The organism is Cupriavidus sp. 01L45 (assembly GCF_056399885.1).
In genome coordinates this window covers 26,175-42,995 of the sequence record NZ_JBFTSG010000001.1, presented here as the reverse complement: position 1 = coordinate 42,995, position 16,821 = coordinate 26,175, and the positions used below count along the sequence as shown (strand labels likewise).

Here is a 16,821-nt window from a genome sequence, read left to right as displayed (position 1 = left end):
CGGCACCGCCTTGCGGTCGCGCCTACAGATCCGTGCGCAGCTTCCACAATTCGGGGAACAGCACCACGTCGAGCATCTTGCGCAGGTAGCTGACGCCCTCTGTGCCGCCGGTGCCGCGCTTGAAGCCGATCACGCGCTCCACGGTCGTGACATGGCGGAAGCGCCACTGCCGGAAGGCGTCTTCCAGGTCGACGAACTTCTCGCCCAGTTCATACAGTTCCCAGTGCGCCTCCGGCTGGCGATAGACTTCCAGCCACGCGGCTTCCACCGAGGCGTTTTCGCCGGCCGGCAGGGTCCAGTCGCGCTCGATGCAGGTCGCATCGATGGCAAAGCCGCGCCGTGCCATCAGGCGGATCGCCTCGTCATACAGCGATGGCGTGCGCAGTGCTTCCTCCACCAGGGCCAGGTGTTCGGGCTGGTGTGCATGCGGGCGCAGCATGGCGGCGTTCTTGTTGCCGAGGATGAATTCGATTTCGCGGTACTGGAAGGACTGGAAGCCGGACGACATCCCGAGGTAGGGACGCATCGCCGAGTATTCCGGCGGCGTCATGGTGGCCAGCACATTCCACGCCTGCACCAGTTGCTCCATGATGCGCGACACCCGCGTGAGCATCTTGAAGGCTGGCGGCAACTGGTCCTGGCGCACGCATTCGCGCGCGGCGCGCAACTCGTGCAGCGCCAGCTTCATCCATAGCTCGCTGGTCTGGTGCTGCACGATAAACAGCATCTCGTTGTGCTCGGGCGAGAGCGGATGCTGGGCGTTGAGAATCTTGTCCAGCGCCAGGTAATCGCCGTAGCTCATCTCCTTGGCGAAATCCATCTGGGCGTCGTGCCAGTTGGCGTCGTCGCCGGCGGTCTCTTTTGCACCCAGGCCCGTACCCGACATCGGGCATCCTTTGTTGCTATTCATGTTGCGTGCTCCTGCTCAGGTCACTTGGCCACGGGTCTGGTGACGCTCGGCCTTGTAGCTGCCGCTGTCCAGCACGTCGCGCATGATCTCGACCGCATCCCACACTTCCGTGAAGCTGGTGTACAGCGGGGTGAAGCCGAAGCGCGCGACACGCGGCTCGCGGTAGTCGCCGATGACGCCGCGTTCGATCAGGGCTTGCACCAGCCCGAAGCCGTCCGGATGGGCAAAGCTGACATGGCTGCCGCGGCGCGTGTGAGCGCGGGGGGTGACCAGTTCGAGCGGGTGATGGCCGCAGCGTGCCTCCACCAGCGCGATAAAGAGATCGGTCAGCTGCAGCGACTTGGCGCGCAGCGACTGCATGTCGGTCTGGGCAAAGATATCCAGGCCGCATTCGACCATGGCCAGCGAGGTGATGGGCTGGGTGCCGCACAGGAAGCGGGCCACGCCCTCGCGGGGGCGATAGCCGGGTTCCATCGCGAACGGCGCGGCATGGCCCCACCAGCCGGACAGCGGTTGCCAGAAGGCGTCGCGCAGTGCCGGCGCGACCCACAGGAAGGCGGGTGAGCCCGGGCCGCCATTCAGATATTTGTAGGTGCAGCCAACCGCATAATCGGCCTTGGACGCGTTCAGCGCCACCGGCACCGCGCCGGCTGAATGGGCCAGGTCCCACACGGTGAGCACGCCGCGGGCGTGCGCCATCTCAGTGAGGCCTGCCATATCCAGCATTTCGCCCGTCTTGTAGTTGACGTGGGTCAGCATCAGCACGGCGGTGTCGGCGTCGACCGCCGCATCGATTTCCTCGGGGGCGTTCACCAGGCGCAGCGAGTAACCCTGCTGAAGCAGGTCGGCCAGCCCTTGGGCGATGTAGAGGTCGGTGGGGAAATTGCTTGCCTCCGAGACGATGACCTTGCGCTTCGGGTCGCGCGTCTGCTGCACGCGCAGCGCGGCCGCCAGCACCTTGAACAGGTTGATCGACGTGGTATCTGTGACGACGATTTCATCCTCGCCGGCGCCCACCAGCGGTGCCAGCATATTGCCCAGGCGTTGCGGCAGCTCGAACCAGCCGGCGGTGTTCCAGCTGCGGATCAGGCCCGTGCCCCACTCCTCGCTTACCACTTCGGCGGCACGTGCCGCGGCGCTGCGCGGGCGGGCGCCCAGCGAGTTGCCGTCGAGGTAGATCACGCCGTCCGGCAGTGCGAACTGTTCGCGCAGGCTGCGCAGCGGGTCCTGCTGGTCAAGGGCGAGGCATTGCTCGCGGGTCATTGCAGTCATGGGTGAGAGGTTTCCTGGAGGGGGCGGTTCGGTGGGTTCAGGTCAGGCTGCGCAGCACGGCGCGTACCGGGCTCGCATCGAGTCCGGCAAAGCGCAGGGGCAGCGCGATCAGTTCGTAGTCGGCTTCCGGCACCGCGTCGAGCACCAGTCCTTCAAGGATGGCGAGACGATGGCGGCGCACCATGTTGTGCGCGTCCATGGTCTTGGATTCCTGCGGGTCCAGCGAAGGCGTATCGATGCCGACCAGCGTGACGCCATGCGCGGCCAGCAGCGTGATGGTCTCTGGCGCCACCGCGCAGAAGCCGGGATCCCACTGCGCCAGCGGAGCTTGCCGGTAAGTGCGCAGCAGCACACGCGGCGGCACGCCCGCGAGGGCATGCCCGATATGGTGCGGTTCGACCAGCGGGCTGGCGCCGATGCAATGGATCACCCGGCAAAGACCGAGATAGGGCGCCAGGTCCACTTCACCGATGGGCGCGCCGTCCGCGGCGTAGTGCAGCGGTGCGTCGGCATGCGCGCCGGTGTGCGGCGACAGCGTGATGCGCCCGACATTGACCGGGCAGTGCGCGTCCATCTGCCAGGCGGCTTGCTGCTGGAAAGGCGTGTCTCCGGGCCACACAGGCGTGTCGGGCGAGAGCGGCGGGCTGATGTCCCACAGCTGGCGCTGGATGTCGGGGGCGGGGCGGTTTGTCATTGGGTGGCTGATGCCGGGGGCCGGCGTTCCGGTGCTCTACGTGGAGCGGATGACGGCATGATAGTCAATATTCCGGGCAAGAGGCTTGCTTATTGACCGGGTTGGCGGTGCATATTTCGCATAGAATTTCATGAATGAATAAAGCCATGGAAGAATCTGCGAAATGAACCTCGATCCCATCGATTTGCGCATCCTGACCTGCCTGCAGGAGAACGGGCGCATCAGCAACCAGGACCTGGCCGACCGCGTGGCGCTGTCGCCCTCAGCCTGCTTGCGGCGGGTCCGGCTGCTGGAGGAGAGCGGGGTGATCGGCGGCTACCGTGCCTGGTTCGATGCCGAAATGCTCGGCCTGGAGCTGGAAGCGATCGTGCAGGTGTCCATGCGCCCCGAAACGGAGGGATGGCACGACACGTTCAACGCGGCGGTGCAGGCCTGGCCCGAAGTGGTGTCGGCCTACATCATCACCGGCGACAGCAATTACATCCTGAAGGTGCAGGCGCGCAATCTCAAGCATTACTCGGATTTCATCGTCAACCGGCTCTATCGCACGCCCGGCGTGATGGATATCCGTTCGAACATCGTGCTGCAGAGGATCAAGACCGACGGGTCGCCGCTGGCGGTGATCAAGGGCGATCCGTCGTCCTGAGCCGCCGCCCTGGCGCCAATCAGCGCGGCGTGCGCAGCGCGATCAGCCGGCGCAGGGTGTCCTTGAGCTGATCGCCTTGCTGCGGGCCGAAGTCGTCCAGCACCTGCTGCTCGTGCGCGGCGGCTTGCTCGAGCAGTGCGCGGGCGCGGGCGCGGCCGCGCGGGGTGATCGAGACCAGCGCATGCCGGCGGTCGTCCGCGCCGTTGCGGCGCGCGACAAGGCCGCTGGCGGCCATGCGGTCGATCAGCTTGGTCAGGGTGGGTTGCTTGGTCAGCGTGATGTCGGCCAGGGTGCCGATGGTGCAATCCGGCCGGTCGGCCAGCGTGGCGAGCACGCGCCATTCGGGCACGGAGAAGCCCGCCGCTTCCACCTGCCGGTGGAATTCTCCGGACACAAGGTAGCTGGCCCGCGCCAGCAGATAAGGCAGGTAGCCGTCGACAAAAGCGGGCTTGGGCGAATCCGTCATGGCTGCGATGGCCTTGTGCGCCTGCGTTTCAGTCCGTCAGCGGGCGGGTGGTGGCAAAGCGGCCGTCGTGGAACACCAGCGGGTTGCCCGCGTTGTCGTGCACGCCGCAACGTTCCACCTCGCCCACGAAGATGACGTGGTCGCCCTCGTCGTAGCGGCTGCGGTTGTGGCATTCGAACCAGGCCAGCGCATTGGCCAGGATCGGCAGGCCGGTCTCGGAGAGGCGGTAGTCGACACCGGCGAAGCGGTCGCCCTTGAGCGTGGCGAAGCGCTGGCACAGATCAAGTTGCGATGCCGACAGCACATTGATGATGTAGTGCGAACCGTCGCGGAACATCGGCAGGCTGTTGGCGCGCGTGGCCATGCTCCACAGTACCAGCGGCGGATCGAGCGAGACCGAGTTGAACGAACTGGCGGTGATGCCCACGAACGGCGCACTCGGCGGCGAGCCAGGGCCCGCGCGGGTGGTGATGACCGTCACGCCGGTGGCGAACTGGGACAGCGCGCGCCGGAAGTGCAGCGTATCGAAATCGGGAGAGGCGGCCTTGCCGGAGGCCTCAGGCATGCCCATCGTGCGGGCTCCACTGGGATCCATGAAATTTCATATATTATTTGCGCCAGCGACAAGAATCACAAGCACAAGCTAATGCGCCCGGCGGCGGCATCGGTGGGCAGACCCACCAAGACTGCCGCCGGGACCATGCCAAGACCACGGCAGGATCGCACCAGGAGGAGACAAATGCTCATCGAGCAAATCGAGCACCGCTGGCTGGCGGCTTTTCGGCGCACCCTTGAACTGTGCGCCCTGACCGCCCAGGAAGTGGTTGGGATTGTAACGGAGTCCCAATCCCGACGCGTCAATGTGGAGTTGGCTGAACTGGCCGTGCAATCGCTCGGCGCCACGCCGGTGCGCCTCCGGGTACCGTCCCCGGCGCTTCAGGCGCCAGCGCCGGTGCGTTCCACCGGGGCCAGCGATGCCCTGCAGCAGTTGGCACCCGTGGTAGCCGCCTTGCAGCGCTGCCACCTGGTGATCGATTGCACCGTGGAGGGCCTGCTCCATGCGCCCGAACTGCCCCTGATCCTGAAAGGCGCCGACGGCATCATGCCGCGCCTGTTGATGGTCAGCAACGAACACCCCGAAATCCTGGAGCGCTGCCTGCCCGATCCCGCGCTGGAGGGCAGCGTGCGCGCCGCGATGAAGCGGCTGCGCGGCGCGCGCGAGATGCGCGTGCACTCGGCGGCAGGCACCGAGTTGCGCGTCGGCCTGGCAAGCGCGCGCGTGGGCGGTGTCTGGGGCTACTGCAACAAGCCGGGCCAGGTCGCGCACTGGCCGGGCGGCCTTTGCCTGGCATTCCCCGCCGGCGGGCAGGTCAACGGCACCCTGGTGCTGGCGCCAGGCGATGTCAACCTGACCTTCAAGACCTACCTGCGCGACACCATCGTCTGCCATATCGAGGATGACTACATGGTCGGCATCGAAGGGCAGGGCATGGACGCCGACATGATGCGCGGCTACTACGCAGCCTGGGCTGACCGCGAAGGCACGCGCGATGCCTATGCGGTCTCGCATGTGGGCTGGGGCCTGAACCCGCAGGCCCGCTGGGATGCCATGACCTTCTATGACAAGCGCGACTGCAACGGGACAGAGTTGCGCGCCTTCGCCGGCAACTTCCTCTATTCCACCGGCGCCAACGAGGTGGCCGGCCGCCATACGCTGGGCCACTTCGACCTGCCGCTGCGCAACTGCACGATCACGCTCGACGGCGCGGGCGAGGTCGACGAGGGCCGGCTTGCCGGTCCAAGCCCATCCACCAAGGCGGATGCCTGAGCATGAACGCAAACACGAATCTCCAGATTCTCCCCAATGGCGTTGCCGTGGTCGCACAGGGCACAGGGCCGGTAGCCGTCTTGATGCTGCATGGCATCGGCGGCGGCAAGGCAGCGTGGCCGGCACAACTCGATGCGCTGTCGCAGGCGGGTTATCGCGCGGTAGCGTGGGACATGCCAGGCTATGGCGATAGCGCCCTGATCGCGCCTTACGATTTTGCCGGGCTGGCGCAAGCCTTGCAGCCGGTACTCCAGGCCGAGCGCGATGCCGGCAGGCGCGTCGTGCTGCTGGGCCACAGCATGGGCGGCATGGTGGCGCAGGAAGCTTACGCAGCCATGCCCGGCCTGATCGACGGCATGGTGCTGTCCGGTACCTCGCCCGCGTTCGGCAAGGCCGACGGGCAGTGGCAGCGCGATTTCGTTGCAGCGCGCACGGCACCGCTCGATGCCGGCAAGACGATGGCGCAGATGGCGGCCGGACTGGTGCGCGCCATGGTCGCGCCGGATGCCGATGCGCAAGCGGTGGCGTTCGCGGCCAGCGTGATGGCAGCGGTGCCGCCAGACACCTATCGCGCCGCGCTCCAGGCGCTGGTGCGTTTCGACCGGCGCGAAATGCTCGCGCGCATCGGCGTGCCGGTGCTGGCGCTGGCGGGCGAGCACGATGCCAATGCGGCACCGGCCGTGATGGAGCGCATGGCGCAGAAGATCGCCGGCGCCGAGTACCTATGCCTGCCGGGCGTGGGGCACCTGGCCTGCATGGAGCGGCCGGTGGATTTCAATGCCGCCGTGCTGGGCTTCCTCGGCCGGCATTTCCCCGCGCGCTGAATACGGCGCCGCCAGTCAGCGAGCACAGAAAAATACCAACGAGGCATCGCCGCGTGCAAGCGGCGCCCCGGGAGACAACAGACATGCCACTGGACTTCATCCCTGCCGTCGGCAGCGCCGATTTCACCGAAACGCAGGCGCGCCTGCTGACACTGGCCAACCGGCTGGGCCGCGAACGCTTTGCCCCGCGCGCGGCGCAGTGGGACCGCGAGGCCAGCTTCCCCTTTGCCAACTACGACGACCTGCGCGAAGCCGGGCTGCTGGCCTTGTGCGTGCCGCGCGAGTTCGGCGGCGAGGGCGCGGACTTTGCCACCTATTGCATGGTGGGCGCGGAGATCGGCCGCTTCTGCGGCGCCACCGCGCTGACCTACAACATGCATATCTGCTCCACCATGTGGACCGGCATGTTGGCCGACGGCATCGCCATGACGCCTGAGCAGCGTGCCGAACATGAGGCGCGGCGGGAACTGCATTTCGCCCGCGTGGTCAGGGACGGCGCGATCTATGCCCAGCCCTTCTCCGAAGGCTCGGCGGCTGCCGCCGGGCGCGCGCCGTTCGGCACCAGCGCGCGCAAGGTGGAAGGCGGCTGGGTGCTCAACGGCCGCAAGATCTTCGCCTCGCTGTCGGGCGCGGCCGACTACTACGGCATCCTCTGCACGGAGGAGTGCGCGGACCATTCGCCCGATATGCGCGACACGCTCTATATCGCGGTGCCGGGCAATGCCGAAGGCCTTACCGTGACCGGCGAGTGGGACCCGATGGGCATGCGCGGCACGGTGTCGCGCACGCTGCTGCTCAAGGATGTGTTCGTCGCCGACCAGGAGCAGCTGATGCCGCGCGGCGTCTACTACAAGGCTGCGCAGACCTGGCCGGCGATGTTCTTCACGCTCTCGCCCACCTATCTCGGCGTGGCGCAGGCCGCCTACGATTTCACCGTGCAGTACCTGCGCGGCGAAGTGCCGGGCCAGCCGCCGGTGAAGCGCCGCATGTATCCCACCAAGCAGATCGCGGTGGCGCAGATGCGTATCCAGCTAGAGAGCATGCGCTCGATCTTCTGGCGCGTGATTCACGAAGCCTGCGCCAGTCCGTCCAAGGATGCGCGCATGCGCCTGTACGCCGCCCACTACACGGTGATGGAAGGCGCCAACGATATCGCCCGGCTGGCGATCCGCACCTGCGGCGGCCAGTCCATGCTTAAGGACCTGCCGCTGGAGCGCCTCTATCGCGATTCGCGCTGCGGCGCGCTGATGCTGCCCTGGACCGCGGAGTTGATCATGGACCGCATGGGCCGCGAGGCGCTCTACGAAGCGGGTGAGCGCGACGAATGAGCGAGCGTGCCGACCGGCTCTTCGCCGGCACCCCGGATCCGGGCGCCTTGCTGCGCGCGCTGCATGCGCACGTGAGCGTCGCACCGCAGCGTCCGGCGCTGCATAGCCAGGGCCGCACCATCAGCTATGGCAGGCTGTGGCGGCGCGTGGAGCGCGCATGCGCCCACCTGGCCGGCACCTGGGGCGTGCGGCCGGGCGATCGTGTGGCCACGCTGTGCCTGAACCACGATTTGCAACTCGCGCTGCTGTTCGCGTGCGCCAGGCTCGGGGCCATCTTCGTGCCGCTGAATTTTCGCCTGGCAGTGCCGGAGTTGAGCGCTATCGCCGCGCATGCGGGCATTCGCATGCTGTTCCACGACGCTCCGCACGCGCAGACCGCGGCGGAGGTGGCGGCAGCTGCCATGCACGCGCCCATCGACAGCCTGATCGACCGGCCGGCAGCGCTGGACACGCGGCTGCCGCAGCCATCGCAGCCGCCCGGGCAGGCACCGCTGCTGCTGGTCTACACCTCCGGCTCCACGGGCCAGCCCAAGGGCGCGCTGCATACGCAGGCTGGCCTGCTGGCCAACGCCCGCGCGAGCTGGTGGGCGCACGGCATGACGCAGGACGACCATATCTTGTCGGCGCTGCCGCTGTTCCATGTTGGCGGCCTTTGCATCCAGACCTTGCCGGCGCTGCTGGCCGGGGCGCAGGTGACGCTGCACCAGCGCTTCGCGCCGGATGCCTGGCTCGCTGCACTGGCGCAGACGCGAGCCACGTTGGCGCTGATGGTGCCGGCCACGCTGCGCGCGGTGCTCGAGCATCCCGGCTGGCCGCGGGCGGATCTATCCTCGCTGCGCGGCGTGATGGCGGGCTCTTCGCCCATTCCCCGCGCGTACATCGATGCCTTTCACGCGCGCGGCGTTCCGCTGGGGCAGGTCTACGGCGCTACTGAAACGGGACCGGTGTCGGTCGTCCTGCGCCTGGACCAGGCCATGGCGCGGCCGGGCTACGCAGGCTGGCCGCAGCCGGAGGTGCGGGTGCGGCTGGCCGGCGCGGATGGCACCGAGGTGGCCGATGGCGAAGTCGGCGAACTCTGGCTGGCCGGCGCCAACCTGATGCAGGGCTACTGGCGGCAGCCGGACCATCCGGACTTCCATGACGGCTGGTTCCACTCCGGCGATCTAGCCCATCGAAATGCCGACGGCTGTATCGAAGTGGTCGGGCGCAGCAAGGACATGATCATCTCCGGCGGCGAGAACATCTATCCGGCCGAGATCGAGAATGTGCTGCTGGGCCTGCCCGGCGTGCAGGACTGCGCGGTGGTTGGCCTGCCCGATCCGCGCTGGGGCGAAGTGCCGGTCGCGGTCGTGGTGCCGGCCGCGGGGGCGGACCGCGCCGCGCTGGCGCAAGAGGCGCTGCGCGAAACGCTGGCCTTGTCCATTGCGCGCTTCAAGCTGCCGCGGCGGGTGGTGCTGCTCGACAGCCTGCCCAAGAGCGCGCTAGGCAAGGTACTCAAGCCGCAATTGCGGGCCATGCTGGCCATGCCGTCTGGCTGACGCGCGCCAGGCCGCGCGCGCCTGCTATTGACCCCGCAAGGCCTCCGCCAGGAAGTCCATGAATATGCCGACCTTGCGTTGCAGATGGCGATGGCTCGCATAAAGCGCGTAGATGCTGCGTCCGGCCAGCGCATGCTCAGGCAGCACCCTGATCAGCTCGCCGCGCGCCAGCAACGGCAGCGCGATGAACGAAGGCAGCGCGCCGATGCCCATCCCGGCCAGCAGCATGTCGCTGAGCAGCAGGCTGTTGTTCGCCGAGAAGCGGGCCGGTACTTCGATGCTGGTGGTTCCCAGCGGCCCCTCCAGGTGCCAGCTGCCCGGATAGTCGGCCAACTGGTAGGCAAGGCAATCGTGGCCGCGCAGGTCCTCGACGCTGCGCGGCGTGCCGCGGGCTGCCAGGTAGCCGGGTGCGGCGCAGATGAACTGCTCGACCTCGCCCAGCCGCCTTGCGATCAGGGACGAGTCCGTCAACGCGGAGCGGATGCGCAGCGACACGTCGAAACCCTCCGACACCACGTCCAGCAGCCGGTCGTCCAGGGTCAGCTCGACCTGCAGCTGCGGGTAGCGCGTCATGAATGCCACCAGGATTGGCGAAAGCACCTTGAGGCCGAATGAGAGCGGCGCATTCACGCGCAGGCGGCCGCTGATCTCCTCCTTGCCCGCCGCCGTGGCCCGCTCCAGCGCATCCAGCTCGTCGAGCAGGCGGCAGCATTCGGCAAAGTAGGCGCGGCCGGTTTCCGACAGGCTCATGCGCCGCGTGGTGCGCAGGATCAGCAGCGCGCCCAGGCGCGCCTCCAGTTGACGCACCTGCTTGCTGACCGCCGCGGTCGATTGCCCGAGATCGGCGGCGGCCTGGCTGAAGCTGTCGCGCTCCACGACCCGGCGGAAGGTGCGCATGGCCGCAAGCAAATCCATATATTTTCCCTTGGGTTGAATATGTTTGTCTGAATGCGCAGATTATCTACCGAAGAATGCCTAATAGGATGGCGACATGGCTTCCACGTGGCCGTGGAAAGCGCCAACCTTTCAGGAGTTCCCATGTCGCAATCCATCCCGTCCCATCCCGCCCGCGCCGCCGGGCGCCGGTTCGCCAGGTTTTCCCTGTCGATGTTGTTAGCCGTGCTGAGCGGTGCCGCCGCCGCGGCGCCTCAGGTAGGCGTCAGCCCCTGGGGCCCCAAGGATGAGATAGGCCGGCTCAACCTGATCACCCCGGCCTCGCACGCGGCCATCATGGCGCGCGTCTCGGGCGCGCAGGCCTACGATCTGGCGGTCGACTACTTCATCGGCATGCCGAGCTGGCAGGCGGCCGGCGACCCGCCGTACCAGATGTGGATGACCCATACCCCGCACGGCAACCTGGTGGCCGACTCCATGCAGGTGGGCGAGGCGATGAACCGGCATGTCAGCTACAGCGGGTCGGCAGTTTCCATGTACGCGCACATGGGCACGCATATCGACGCGCTCAATCACTTCGGCCTGAACGGCAAGATCTGGAACGGCTATTCCGCCGCCGAGCACCTGGGCGATCGCGGCTGGAAAGTCACCGGCGCGGAGAAGCTGCCGCCGATCGTCGCCCGCGGCGTGCTGATCGACGTAGCCGCGGCCAAGGGACTGGATATGCTGCCCGACAACTACCGGGTGACCCGGCAGGACCTGCGCGACGCGCTGGCCATGCAAGGCACAGGGCTGCAGAAAGGCGACGTGGTGCTGATCCGCACGGGGCGCATGCAACATTATGAAAATGCCCAGGCGTACATGGCCAACCCGCCGGGCCTTGGCCTGGATGCGGCCAGGTTTCTCGTGGAAGAGGGCGGCGCCATGGTGGTCGGCGCCGATAACCTGAGCTTCGAGACCTTCCCGGCGGAAGTGCCCGACAACTACATCCCGGTGCACACCTATCTGCTGGCGCAGCAGGGCGCACCGATTATCGAACTGGTGAACCTGGAGGCGTTGTCGCGCGACCGCGTCTACCAGTTCGCCTTTATCGGCGCATCGCTGAAGTTCCGCGGCGCCGATGCCGCGCCCATCCGGCCGGTCGCCTTGCCCATCAAATAGCGTCGGCAAGACTCCGGCGCGGTCACCCGGTCCGGCGAGCCATACTTCGGCGGCGGGCATGGAGCCGAACGAGTATGCTAGCTATTGTCACGAGCCGGAGAATCAAGATGGACAACGAGCGGGAAATTGCCACCCTGGGGGGCGGTTGCTTCTGGTGCCTGGAGGCGGTGTACCAGCAAGTCAAGGGCGTGCGCGCCGTGGAGTCGGGTTACACCGGCGGGCACGTGAACCATCCGACCTACGAGCAGGTTTGCGACGGCGACACGGGACACGCCGAAGTGGTGCGCGTGAGCTTCGACCCTTCGGTGATCAAGTATCGCGAGATCCTTGAGATCTTCTTTGCCATCCACGATCCCACCACGCTGAACCGGCAGGGCAACGACGTGGGCACGCAGTACCGCTCAGCCATCTTCACCCACACCGAGCCGCAACGTGCCATGGCTGAGTACGTGATGCGCGAGGTGACCGCGCAGAAGCTCTACGACGCGCCGCTGGTGACGCAGATCGAGCCCGCGCAGCCGTACTGGCGCGCCGAGGAAAGTCACCAGAACTACTACCAGAATCACCCGAACCAGGGCTATTGCTCCTTCGTGATCTCGCCCAAGCTGGCCAAGTTCCGGCAAAAGTTCGCCCACCTCCTGAATCGCTGAGGTGCTGGCCGGCGGCTAGCTGCCGGCCAGCCGTTCGGCAATCGCTTCGGCCAGGCGCAGGCAGGTCAGCGGCGCGGAGCCTTCGGCCTTGTTGCTGACGATCACGTAGGCGGGCTGGCCCGCCCGCAGCGTGCGTACCACCTGCTCCGCGATCACCGCGCGGGTATGCGGGTCTTCGTCGATCAGCCGGTCGAACGGCGCGTAGCGGGATTCGGCCTGCTCGTAGGCAAAGCCGGCATGCAGCATCCAGCGCAACACCAGGGGACCGGGCTCACCTTCGTCCATCAGCGCCTGCGCCGGCAATTGCCGTTCCGCGGGCGGCATGCGCTCGCGCGCCGACAGGCAAAAACGTACGCCGCGTGCGCGCAGCAACTTGATAAAGCGGGGCGTGAGCAGGCTGGCGTCGCGCAGTTCCACCGCGTAGCAGGCGTGCGGCGTGGCGCCGGGGTCGAGTGGCGGCAGGGCGCCGAGGAAGGCGTCGAGCCGCGACAGGAAGCCGGCACTGTCCGCGGCCATCGCGCCCAGCGGCGAGAGCTGGAACAGCAAAGGCCCGCATTTGGTGCCGAGGCCCGCGGTGGCGGGCGCCACGAAATCCCGCGCGGCGATCGAGGCATCCAGGAAGCTGGCATTGGCGAGCCGGCCCGCACCCTCGGACGTGCGCAGCCACGGATCGCAGACACTCGCCGGAGCCTTGACCAGGAAGCGGAAATGTGCCGGCACCTGGGCCGCGTAGGCCACGTGGTCGGCCAGCGGAATCGGTGCATAGAAGCCGCGATCGATGCCGGCGGCCCGCAGCAAGGGATGCTGGGAGTAGGCGGCCAGCCCCTTGCGCGAGAGCAGGCTGTCGCTGTATTCGCCCTGGTAGACCAGCCCGTTCCAGCCCCCATAGGACCATGACGACGTGCCGAGATGCAGGCCGGCCGGCAGGCGCTCCGCCAGCGCCAGCAGGGCAGGGTCCGGCTGCGGCGCCTGCACGATCTTGCCGCGCGCGGGTTTGGTGGCAGGCGTTGCCGGGTTCGCCCTGGCACTGGTTGCGGTAGTGCCGTGAGCGGGCGGCGCCGCTGGCTCCGGCAGGCCGCCGAACAGGTCTTCAGTCAAGTAGCTTCAGTCAAGCGATTTGTCGTAGATATAGCGACGCGACCAGGGCAAGCTCTGCGACGGCAGGCCGGCCTTGTGGCAAACCACCTGGTAGATCGACATCTTCTCGGTGTCGAAGGCATGCCCGCATCCTGCCAGGTAGATGCGCCAGATGCGGTACTTCTTTTCGCCCACCATGGCGCGGATGGTATCACCCTGGGCTTCGAAGTTATCCGCCCAGTGGCGCAGCGTGCGCGTGTAGTGGCCGCGAATCAGTTCGACATCGGTGGCCTCCAGGCCCCCGCGCTGCAGCGTGTTGAGCACCATGCCGATGTGCGGCAGCTCGCCCTGCGGGAAGACGTAGCGATCCATGAACTCGGAGCCGTCCATGGGCGTGGCGCCGCTGTCGGGATCGGGCGACGTGATGCCATGGTTCATGGCGTAGCCGTCGTCGGCCAGCAGATCGCGCATGCGGCTGAAGTAAGCGGTCAGGTTGTTCTTGCCCACATGCTCGAACATGCCGACGCTGGTGATGCGGTCAAAGGTGCCGGCGGTATCGCGGTAATCCTGCAGGCGGATCTCGATGCGGTCCGACAGCCCTGCCTGCCTGACGCGTTCGGTGGCCAGGTCGAACTGGTTCTGCGACAGCGTGATGCCCACGCAGCGCGCGCCGAACTTATCCGCCGCGCGCATCACCAGCGCGCCCCAGCCGCAGCCGATGTCGAGCAGCGTCTGGCCTGGCTGCAGCCGGATCTTGGTCAGGATGTGGTCGATCTTCTTGCGCTGCGCGGTGGCGAGATCTTCGTTGCCATGCTCGAAATAGGCGCAGGAATAGACCATGCCCGGATCGAGCCAGAGCCGGTAGAACTCATTGGAAACGTCGTAGTGGTACTGGATGGAGGCTTTATCGGCTGCCTTGGTGTGCGCGAAGTGCCGTGCCACCCGCGCCAGCGCGCCGCCGGCCTGTGCGCTGGCGGCCGCCGAGAAACGGTACGCCACGGCGATGATGTCGCTCAGCTTGCCGTCGAGATCGATTTTCTCCTGCACATAGGCTTCGCCGAGATTATCCAGGCTGGGCGTCAGCAGCAGGGGTAGCGCGCCCGCCTCGCGTACCGTGAGCGTCACCGCCGGCTGCTCGAAGCGGCCGAGCGGATACTCGTTGCCGTTCCACAGGCGCAGCCTGACAGGGAGATTGGCCCGATCGCGCAGATCGGCGATCCAGTGGTCCAGTTGCTTGTCCAGTGCTTGCTTGAAAAACATGCGGCCTCCCTCCTGACAGGTTGCGGCACACTCCTCGAACTCACAGCAGCGGGCAGGCGGGGCCTGCTCGTGGCGGCCGCCGCCTCCCGGTGGCGACCTTTATCCACTTTACGACAAATCTTAATATTGTGCAGTGCGCGGCCTTGGCGGCCGGCACCGCGTTCAGGGCGACAGGCGCACGATCTGCCAGGCACCATCCGCCTGCAGCCGGTAGGCGATCCGGTCGTGCAGGCGCGAAGGCCGCCCCTGCCAGAACTCGATCCGGGTCGGCACCACGCGATAGCCACCCCAGTGCGCCGGGCGCGGCGGGTTATCGCCGAACTTGGCGCGGAAATCCGCTTCGCGCTGCTCCAGTATCGTGCGGTCCGCTACCTCGCGGCTTTGCTCCGAGGCCCACGCGCCGAGGCGCGAGCCAAGTGGCCGTGTTGCGTAATAGGCATCGCTCTCGGTTTCGGTAACTTTTTCAACGCGACCTTCCACGCGTACCTGGCGCTCCAGTTGCACCCAGTGGAACAGCAGCGCCGCGCGTGGGTTGGCGGCAATGTCCAGGCCTTTGCGGCTTTCGTAGTTGGTGAAGAAGGTGAAGCCCATTGCGTCCATGCCCTTGAGAAGCACGATGCGTGCCGAGGGCTGGCCGTCGGCGTCGACGGTGGCCAGCGTCATGGCATTGGGCTCGGGGAGTTTGGCGTGGATGGCTTCATCGAACCAGCGCTGGAACTGGCTGATGGGATCGGACGCCACATCGGATTCGGACAGCGATCCGAGTACGTAGGTGCGGCGGAGGTCGGCGAGTTGGGTCATGTCGGATCAGGTATCGAGTCAGCAGGCCGCGCGCGGGCAGGCGCCCTGCGCGTGCGGCCTGTCTGCTTTGAGTATAGCGAAAGCGAAGCAAGCCGCATTTGCGCGCGCGCAAGTCGCCGGCGAGGCCGCTTGCGCTTCAGGCCGGCGGCGGAGGCAGCTTGCGGGCCTGGCCGCGCGAGTAGTAGCCCGCCACACCCATCGCGCCGGCCATCGACAGGAAGATCGGCAACATGCCAAGCGCCGTGCCGACCACGCCGAACGTCAGCGGCCACACTACCTGGCTGGTATTGAGCACGGCCGAGCGCAGGCCCAGCGCCTCGCCGGCGCGCCCGGTGGGCGAGGCCGTATGCAGGATGTTCATGACGTTGGGCTGGGCGCTGCCCAGCGCCAGCCCGAGCAGGAAGGCCAGGCAGCACATCAGCCAGAACGCGGTGACGAAGGGATAGATCAGGTAGGCCACCGCGCCGACCAGCAATGCAACGCGAATCACCTTCCATTCGGACAGCCGGCGCGACACCAGCGGCATCGCCACGCGGATGGCAAAGGTGGCAATGGCAAAGGCGCCCAGCACCCAGCCGATCGACGAGGGCGAGAGGCCGACCCGGGTGCCCTGGATGGGAATCAGGAAGGCGTGCAGGTCCCAGGCCGCGGACAGGACCGCGCTGGCGATAAAGACCGCGCGCAGTTCCGGATGCGCGAGCAGGCTCAGCGTGGAGTTGCGCGTGCCGTCCACGATCGCGCCGCGCGCGGCCCGCCCGCCCTGTGCCGGCAGCCGTCCGCGCACCAGGTGCAAGCCAAGCACGCCGATTGCCGCTACCGCCACCAGCACGAAGAAGGCCGGGCGGTAGCCTGCGTGTTCGATCACGTAGCCCATCACGACCGGGCCCAGCGTGCCGGAGAACGACAAGCCCAGCGCGTGCAGCGTGTAATTGCGCAGCCGAGTGGCATCGGTGGAAATCTGCCCGATCAGCAACTGCATGGCAACCTGCACCAGCATGAAGCCAACGCCGATCAGCGCGCAGGAGAGATAGAGCGCGGCAATGTCCGGCCACACCGCCGGCAGCAGCGTTCCCGCAGCCACCATCAGCGAGCCCGCCGTCATCGGCTTGCGCGGCCCGATCTCGTCGATGCGTTTGCCGGCGTGGATGGCGAGCAGCATCGGCAGCAGCGCATACAGCGACATCAGGATGCCGAGCGTGACGGTCGAGGCTTTGAGCGAGAGGGCGAACAGCGACACCACCACGCGGCTGGCATTGAAGGCCACGTGGTTGCACACCGTTAGCGCGATCAGGCAACTGATCGGCGGGACGGTGGCGTGTAGCGGCGTCATGCTGGGGCGGGGGCTGGAAGGAAATCGGAAAAAACAAGTGCGGCCGAAACCGCACCCAAGAAGGACTCCAACGCCGGAATCAATCCGCCGCCGGACATCCGCTTCGTGCCATGTATTGAAGACTTTGTTGTAAATGGCTGTT

The 16,821-nt window shown here is 67.0% G+C and carries 17 protein-coding genes; 7 read left to right on the top strand and 10 right to left on the bottom strand.

Features of this window, described 5'->3' with window-relative positions; all coding sequences use genetic code 11:
* Positions 1 to 22 precede the first annotated feature (22 nt).
* Genes kynA through kynB form a run of 3 tightly spaced genes read right to left on the bottom strand, consistent with a single transcriptional unit; the run spans position 23 to position 2,876 of the window.
* Entirely contained in the window at positions 23 to 886 is an 864-nt protein-coding gene (kynA, locus tag AC1DT6_RS00230) for a tryptophan 2,3-dioxygenase (RefSeq protein WP_441625010.1), read from the bottom strand.
* Positions 887 to 925: 39 nt separating this feature from the next.
* A complete protein-coding gene (gene kynU / locus AC1DT6_RS00225) occupies positions 926 to 2,182 on the bottom strand; it encodes a kynureninase (protein ID WP_441624807.1) in 1,257 nt (418 codons plus the stop codon).
* Between the two features lie 37 nt (positions 2,183 to 2,219).
* Positions 2,220 to 2,876 (bottom strand): arylformamidase, encoded by a 657-nt coding sequence (gene kynB, locus AC1DT6_RS00220; RefSeq protein WP_441624805.1) that lies wholly within the window; start codon positions 2,874 to 2,876, stop codon positions 2,220 to 2,222.
* A gap of 163 nt (positions 2,877 to 3,039) precedes the next feature.
* Here kynB and AC1DT6_RS00215 point away from each other — a divergent pair, with 163 nt between their 5' ends.
* Positions 3,040 to 3,522 (top strand): Lrp/AsnC family transcriptional regulator, encoded by a 483-nt coding sequence (locus AC1DT6_RS00215; protein ID WP_035863970.1) that lies wholly within the window; start codon positions 3,040 to 3,042, stop codon positions 3,520 to 3,522.
* A 19-nt stretch (positions 3,523 to 3,541) separates the two neighbouring features.
* Here the strand turns inward: AC1DT6_RS00215 and AC1DT6_RS00210 are convergent, their stop codons facing one another.
* The gene (locus tag AC1DT6_RS00210; RefSeq protein ID WP_441624803.1) at positions 3,542 to 3,988 is read right to left on the bottom strand and encodes a MarR family winged helix-turn-helix transcriptional regulator; all 447 of its coding nucleotides are present in this window, start codon (positions 3,986 to 3,988) and stop codon (positions 3,542 to 3,544) included.
* 28 nt (positions 3,989 to 4,016) lie between these two features.
* Complete coding sequence (locus AC1DT6_RS00205; protein WP_441625008.1) at positions 4,017 to 4,559, bottom strand: flavin reductase family protein; 543 nt, start codon at positions 4,557 to 4,559, stop codon at positions 4,017 to 4,019.
* A gap of 168 nt (positions 4,560 to 4,727) precedes the next feature.
* Here AC1DT6_RS00205 and AC1DT6_RS00200 point away from each other — a divergent pair, with 168 nt between their 5' ends.
* The 4 genes from AC1DT6_RS00200 to AC1DT6_RS00185 all read left to right on the top strand — a co-directional run bounded on the left by AC1DT6_RS00200 (position 4,728) and on the right by AC1DT6_RS00185 (position 9,506).
* The gene (locus AC1DT6_RS00200) at positions 4,728 to 5,816 is read left to right on the top strand and encodes a 2,5-dihydroxypyridine 5,6-dioxygenase NicX family protein (protein WP_441624801.1); all 1,089 of its coding nucleotides are present in this window, start codon (positions 4,728 to 4,730) and stop codon (positions 5,814 to 5,816) included.
* A gap of 2 nt (positions 5,817 to 5,818) precedes the next feature.
* On the top strand, positions 5,819 to 6,640 hold the full coding sequence (locus AC1DT6_RS00195; RefSeq protein ID WP_441624799.1) for an alpha/beta fold hydrolase: 822 nt from the start codon (positions 5,819 to 5,821) through the stop codon (positions 6,638 to 6,640).
* Between the two features lie 83 nt (positions 6,641 to 6,723).
* Positions 6,724 to 7,968 (top strand): acyl-CoA dehydrogenase family protein, encoded by a 1,245-nt coding sequence (locus AC1DT6_RS00190; protein ID WP_441624797.1) that lies wholly within the window; start codon positions 6,724 to 6,726, stop codon positions 7,966 to 7,968.
* Positions 7,965 to 9,506, top strand: a complete 1,542-nt coding sequence (locus AC1DT6_RS00185; protein WP_441624796.1) for a class I adenylate-forming enzyme family protein — start codon at positions 7,965 to 7,967, stop codon at positions 9,504 to 9,506. The genes AC1DT6_RS00190 and AC1DT6_RS00185 overlap by 4 nt, the downstream gene beginning before the upstream one ends.
* 24 nt (positions 9,507 to 9,530) lie before the next feature.
* Here AC1DT6_RS00185 and AC1DT6_RS00180 read toward each other — a convergent pair whose 3' ends face one another.
* Complete coding sequence (locus AC1DT6_RS00180) at positions 9,531 to 10,421, bottom strand: LysR family transcriptional regulator (RefSeq protein WP_441624794.1); 891 nt, start codon at positions 10,419 to 10,421, stop codon at positions 9,531 to 9,533.
* A gap of 192 nt (positions 10,422 to 10,613) precedes the next feature.
* On the opposite strand from AC1DT6_RS00180, the gene AC1DT6_RS00175 reads away from it, so the two are divergent.
* The gene (locus AC1DT6_RS00175) at positions 10,614 to 11,561 is read left to right on the top strand and encodes a cyclase family protein (RefSeq protein WP_441625006.1); all 948 of its coding nucleotides are present in this window, start codon (positions 10,614 to 10,616) and stop codon (positions 11,559 to 11,561) included.
* A 107-nt stretch (positions 11,562 to 11,668) separates the two neighbouring features.
* Positions 11,669 to 12,211, top strand: a complete 543-nt coding sequence (gene msrA / locus AC1DT6_RS00170; RefSeq protein WP_045236043.1) for a peptide-methionine (S)-S-oxide reductase MsrA — start codon at positions 11,669 to 11,671, stop codon at positions 12,209 to 12,211.
* Positions 12,212 to 12,226: 15 nt separating this feature from the next.
* Here the strand turns inward: msrA and AC1DT6_RS00165 are convergent, their stop codons facing one another.
* From AC1DT6_RS00165 to AC1DT6_RS00150, 4 genes are all read right to left on the bottom strand, one after another.
* On the bottom strand, positions 12,227 to 13,309 hold the full coding sequence (locus AC1DT6_RS00165; protein WP_441624793.1) for a DUF72 domain-containing protein: 1,083 nt from the start codon (positions 13,307 to 13,309) through the stop codon (positions 12,227 to 12,229).
* Between the two features lie 6 nt (positions 13,310 to 13,315).
* Positions 13,316 to 14,548: a class I SAM-dependent methyltransferase gene (locus tag AC1DT6_RS00160; RefSeq protein WP_441624792.1), complete on the bottom strand. Its 1,233-nt coding sequence runs from the start codon at positions 14,546 to 14,548 to the stop codon at positions 13,316 to 13,318.
* Positions 14,549 to 14,710: 162 nt separating this feature from the next.
* Positions 14,711 to 15,349 carry a pyridoxamine 5'-phosphate oxidase gene (gene pdxH / locus AC1DT6_RS00155; RefSeq protein ID WP_441624790.1) on the bottom strand — a complete coding sequence of 213 codons (639 nt, stop codon included), beginning with the start codon at positions 15,347 to 15,349 and terminating at the stop codon, positions 14,711 to 14,713.
* A 136-nt stretch (positions 15,350 to 15,485) separates the two neighbouring features.
* A complete protein-coding gene (locus AC1DT6_RS00150; protein WP_441624788.1) occupies positions 15,486 to 16,679 on the bottom strand; it encodes an MFS transporter in 1,194 nt (397 codons plus the stop codon).
* Positions 16,680 to 16,821 lie beyond the last annotated feature (142 nt).

Bases quoted from the DNA above. Each gene is read 5' to 3' on its own strand.
- AC1DT6_RS00160 (WP_441624792.1), bottom strand. From the start codon at position 14,548: ATGTTTTTCAAGCAAGCACTGGACAAGCAACTGGACCACTGGATCGCC.
- AC1DT6_RS00210 (WP_441624803.1), bottom strand. From the start codon at position 3,988: ATGACGGATTCGCCCAAGCCCGCTTTTGTCGACGGCTACCTGCCTTAT.
- AC1DT6_RS00205 (WP_441625008.1), bottom strand. From the start codon at position 4,559: ATGGGCATGCCTGAGGCCTCCGGCAAGGCCGCCTCTCCCGATTTCGAT.
- kynB (WP_441624805.1), bottom strand. From the start codon at position 2,876: ATGACAAACCGCCCCGCCCCCGACATCCAGCGCCAGCTGTGGGACATC.
- msrA (WP_045236043.1), top strand. From the start codon at position 11,669: ATGGACAACGAGCGGGAAATTGCCACCCTGGGGGGCGGTTGCTTCTGG.
- AC1DT6_RS00200 (WP_441624801.1), top strand. From the start codon at position 4,728: ATGCTCATCGAGCAAATCGAGCACCGCTGGCTGGCGGCTTTTCGGCGC.
- AC1DT6_RS00180 (WP_441624794.1), bottom strand. From the start codon at position 10,421: ATGGATTTGCTTGCGGCCATGCGCACCTTCCGCCGGGTCGTGGAGCGC.
- AC1DT6_RS00195 (WP_441624799.1), top strand. From the start codon at position 5,819: ATGAACGCAAACACGAATCTCCAGATTCTCCCCAATGGCGTTGCCGTG.
- kynA (WP_441625010.1), bottom strand. From the start codon at position 886: ATGTCGGGTACGGGCCTGGGTGCAAAAGAGACCGCCGGCGACGACGCC.
- kynU (WP_441624807.1), bottom strand. From the start codon at position 2,182: ATGACTGCAATGACCCGCGAGCAATGCCTCGCCCTTGACCAGCAGGAC.
- AC1DT6_RS00190 (WP_441624797.1), top strand. From the start codon at position 6,724: ATGCCACTGGACTTCATCCCTGCCGTCGGCAGCGCCGATTTCACCGAA.
- AC1DT6_RS00150 (WP_441624788.1), bottom strand. From the start codon at position 16,679: ATGACGCCGCTACACGCCACCGTCCCGCCGATCAGTTGCCTGATCGCG.
- AC1DT6_RS00215 (WP_035863970.1), top strand. From the start codon at position 3,040: ATGAACCTCGATCCCATCGATTTGCGCATCCTGACCTGCCTGCAGGAG.
- AC1DT6_RS00185 (WP_441624796.1), top strand. From the start codon at position 7,965: ATGAGCGAGCGTGCCGACCGGCTCTTCGCCGGCACCCCGGATCCGGGC.
- pdxH (WP_441624790.1), bottom strand. From the start codon at position 15,349: ATGACCCAACTCGCCGACCTCCGCCGCACCTACGTACTCGGATCGCTG.
- AC1DT6_RS00175 (WP_441625006.1), top strand. From the start codon at position 10,614: ATGTTGTTAGCCGTGCTGAGCGGTGCCGCCGCCGCGGCGCCTCAGGTA.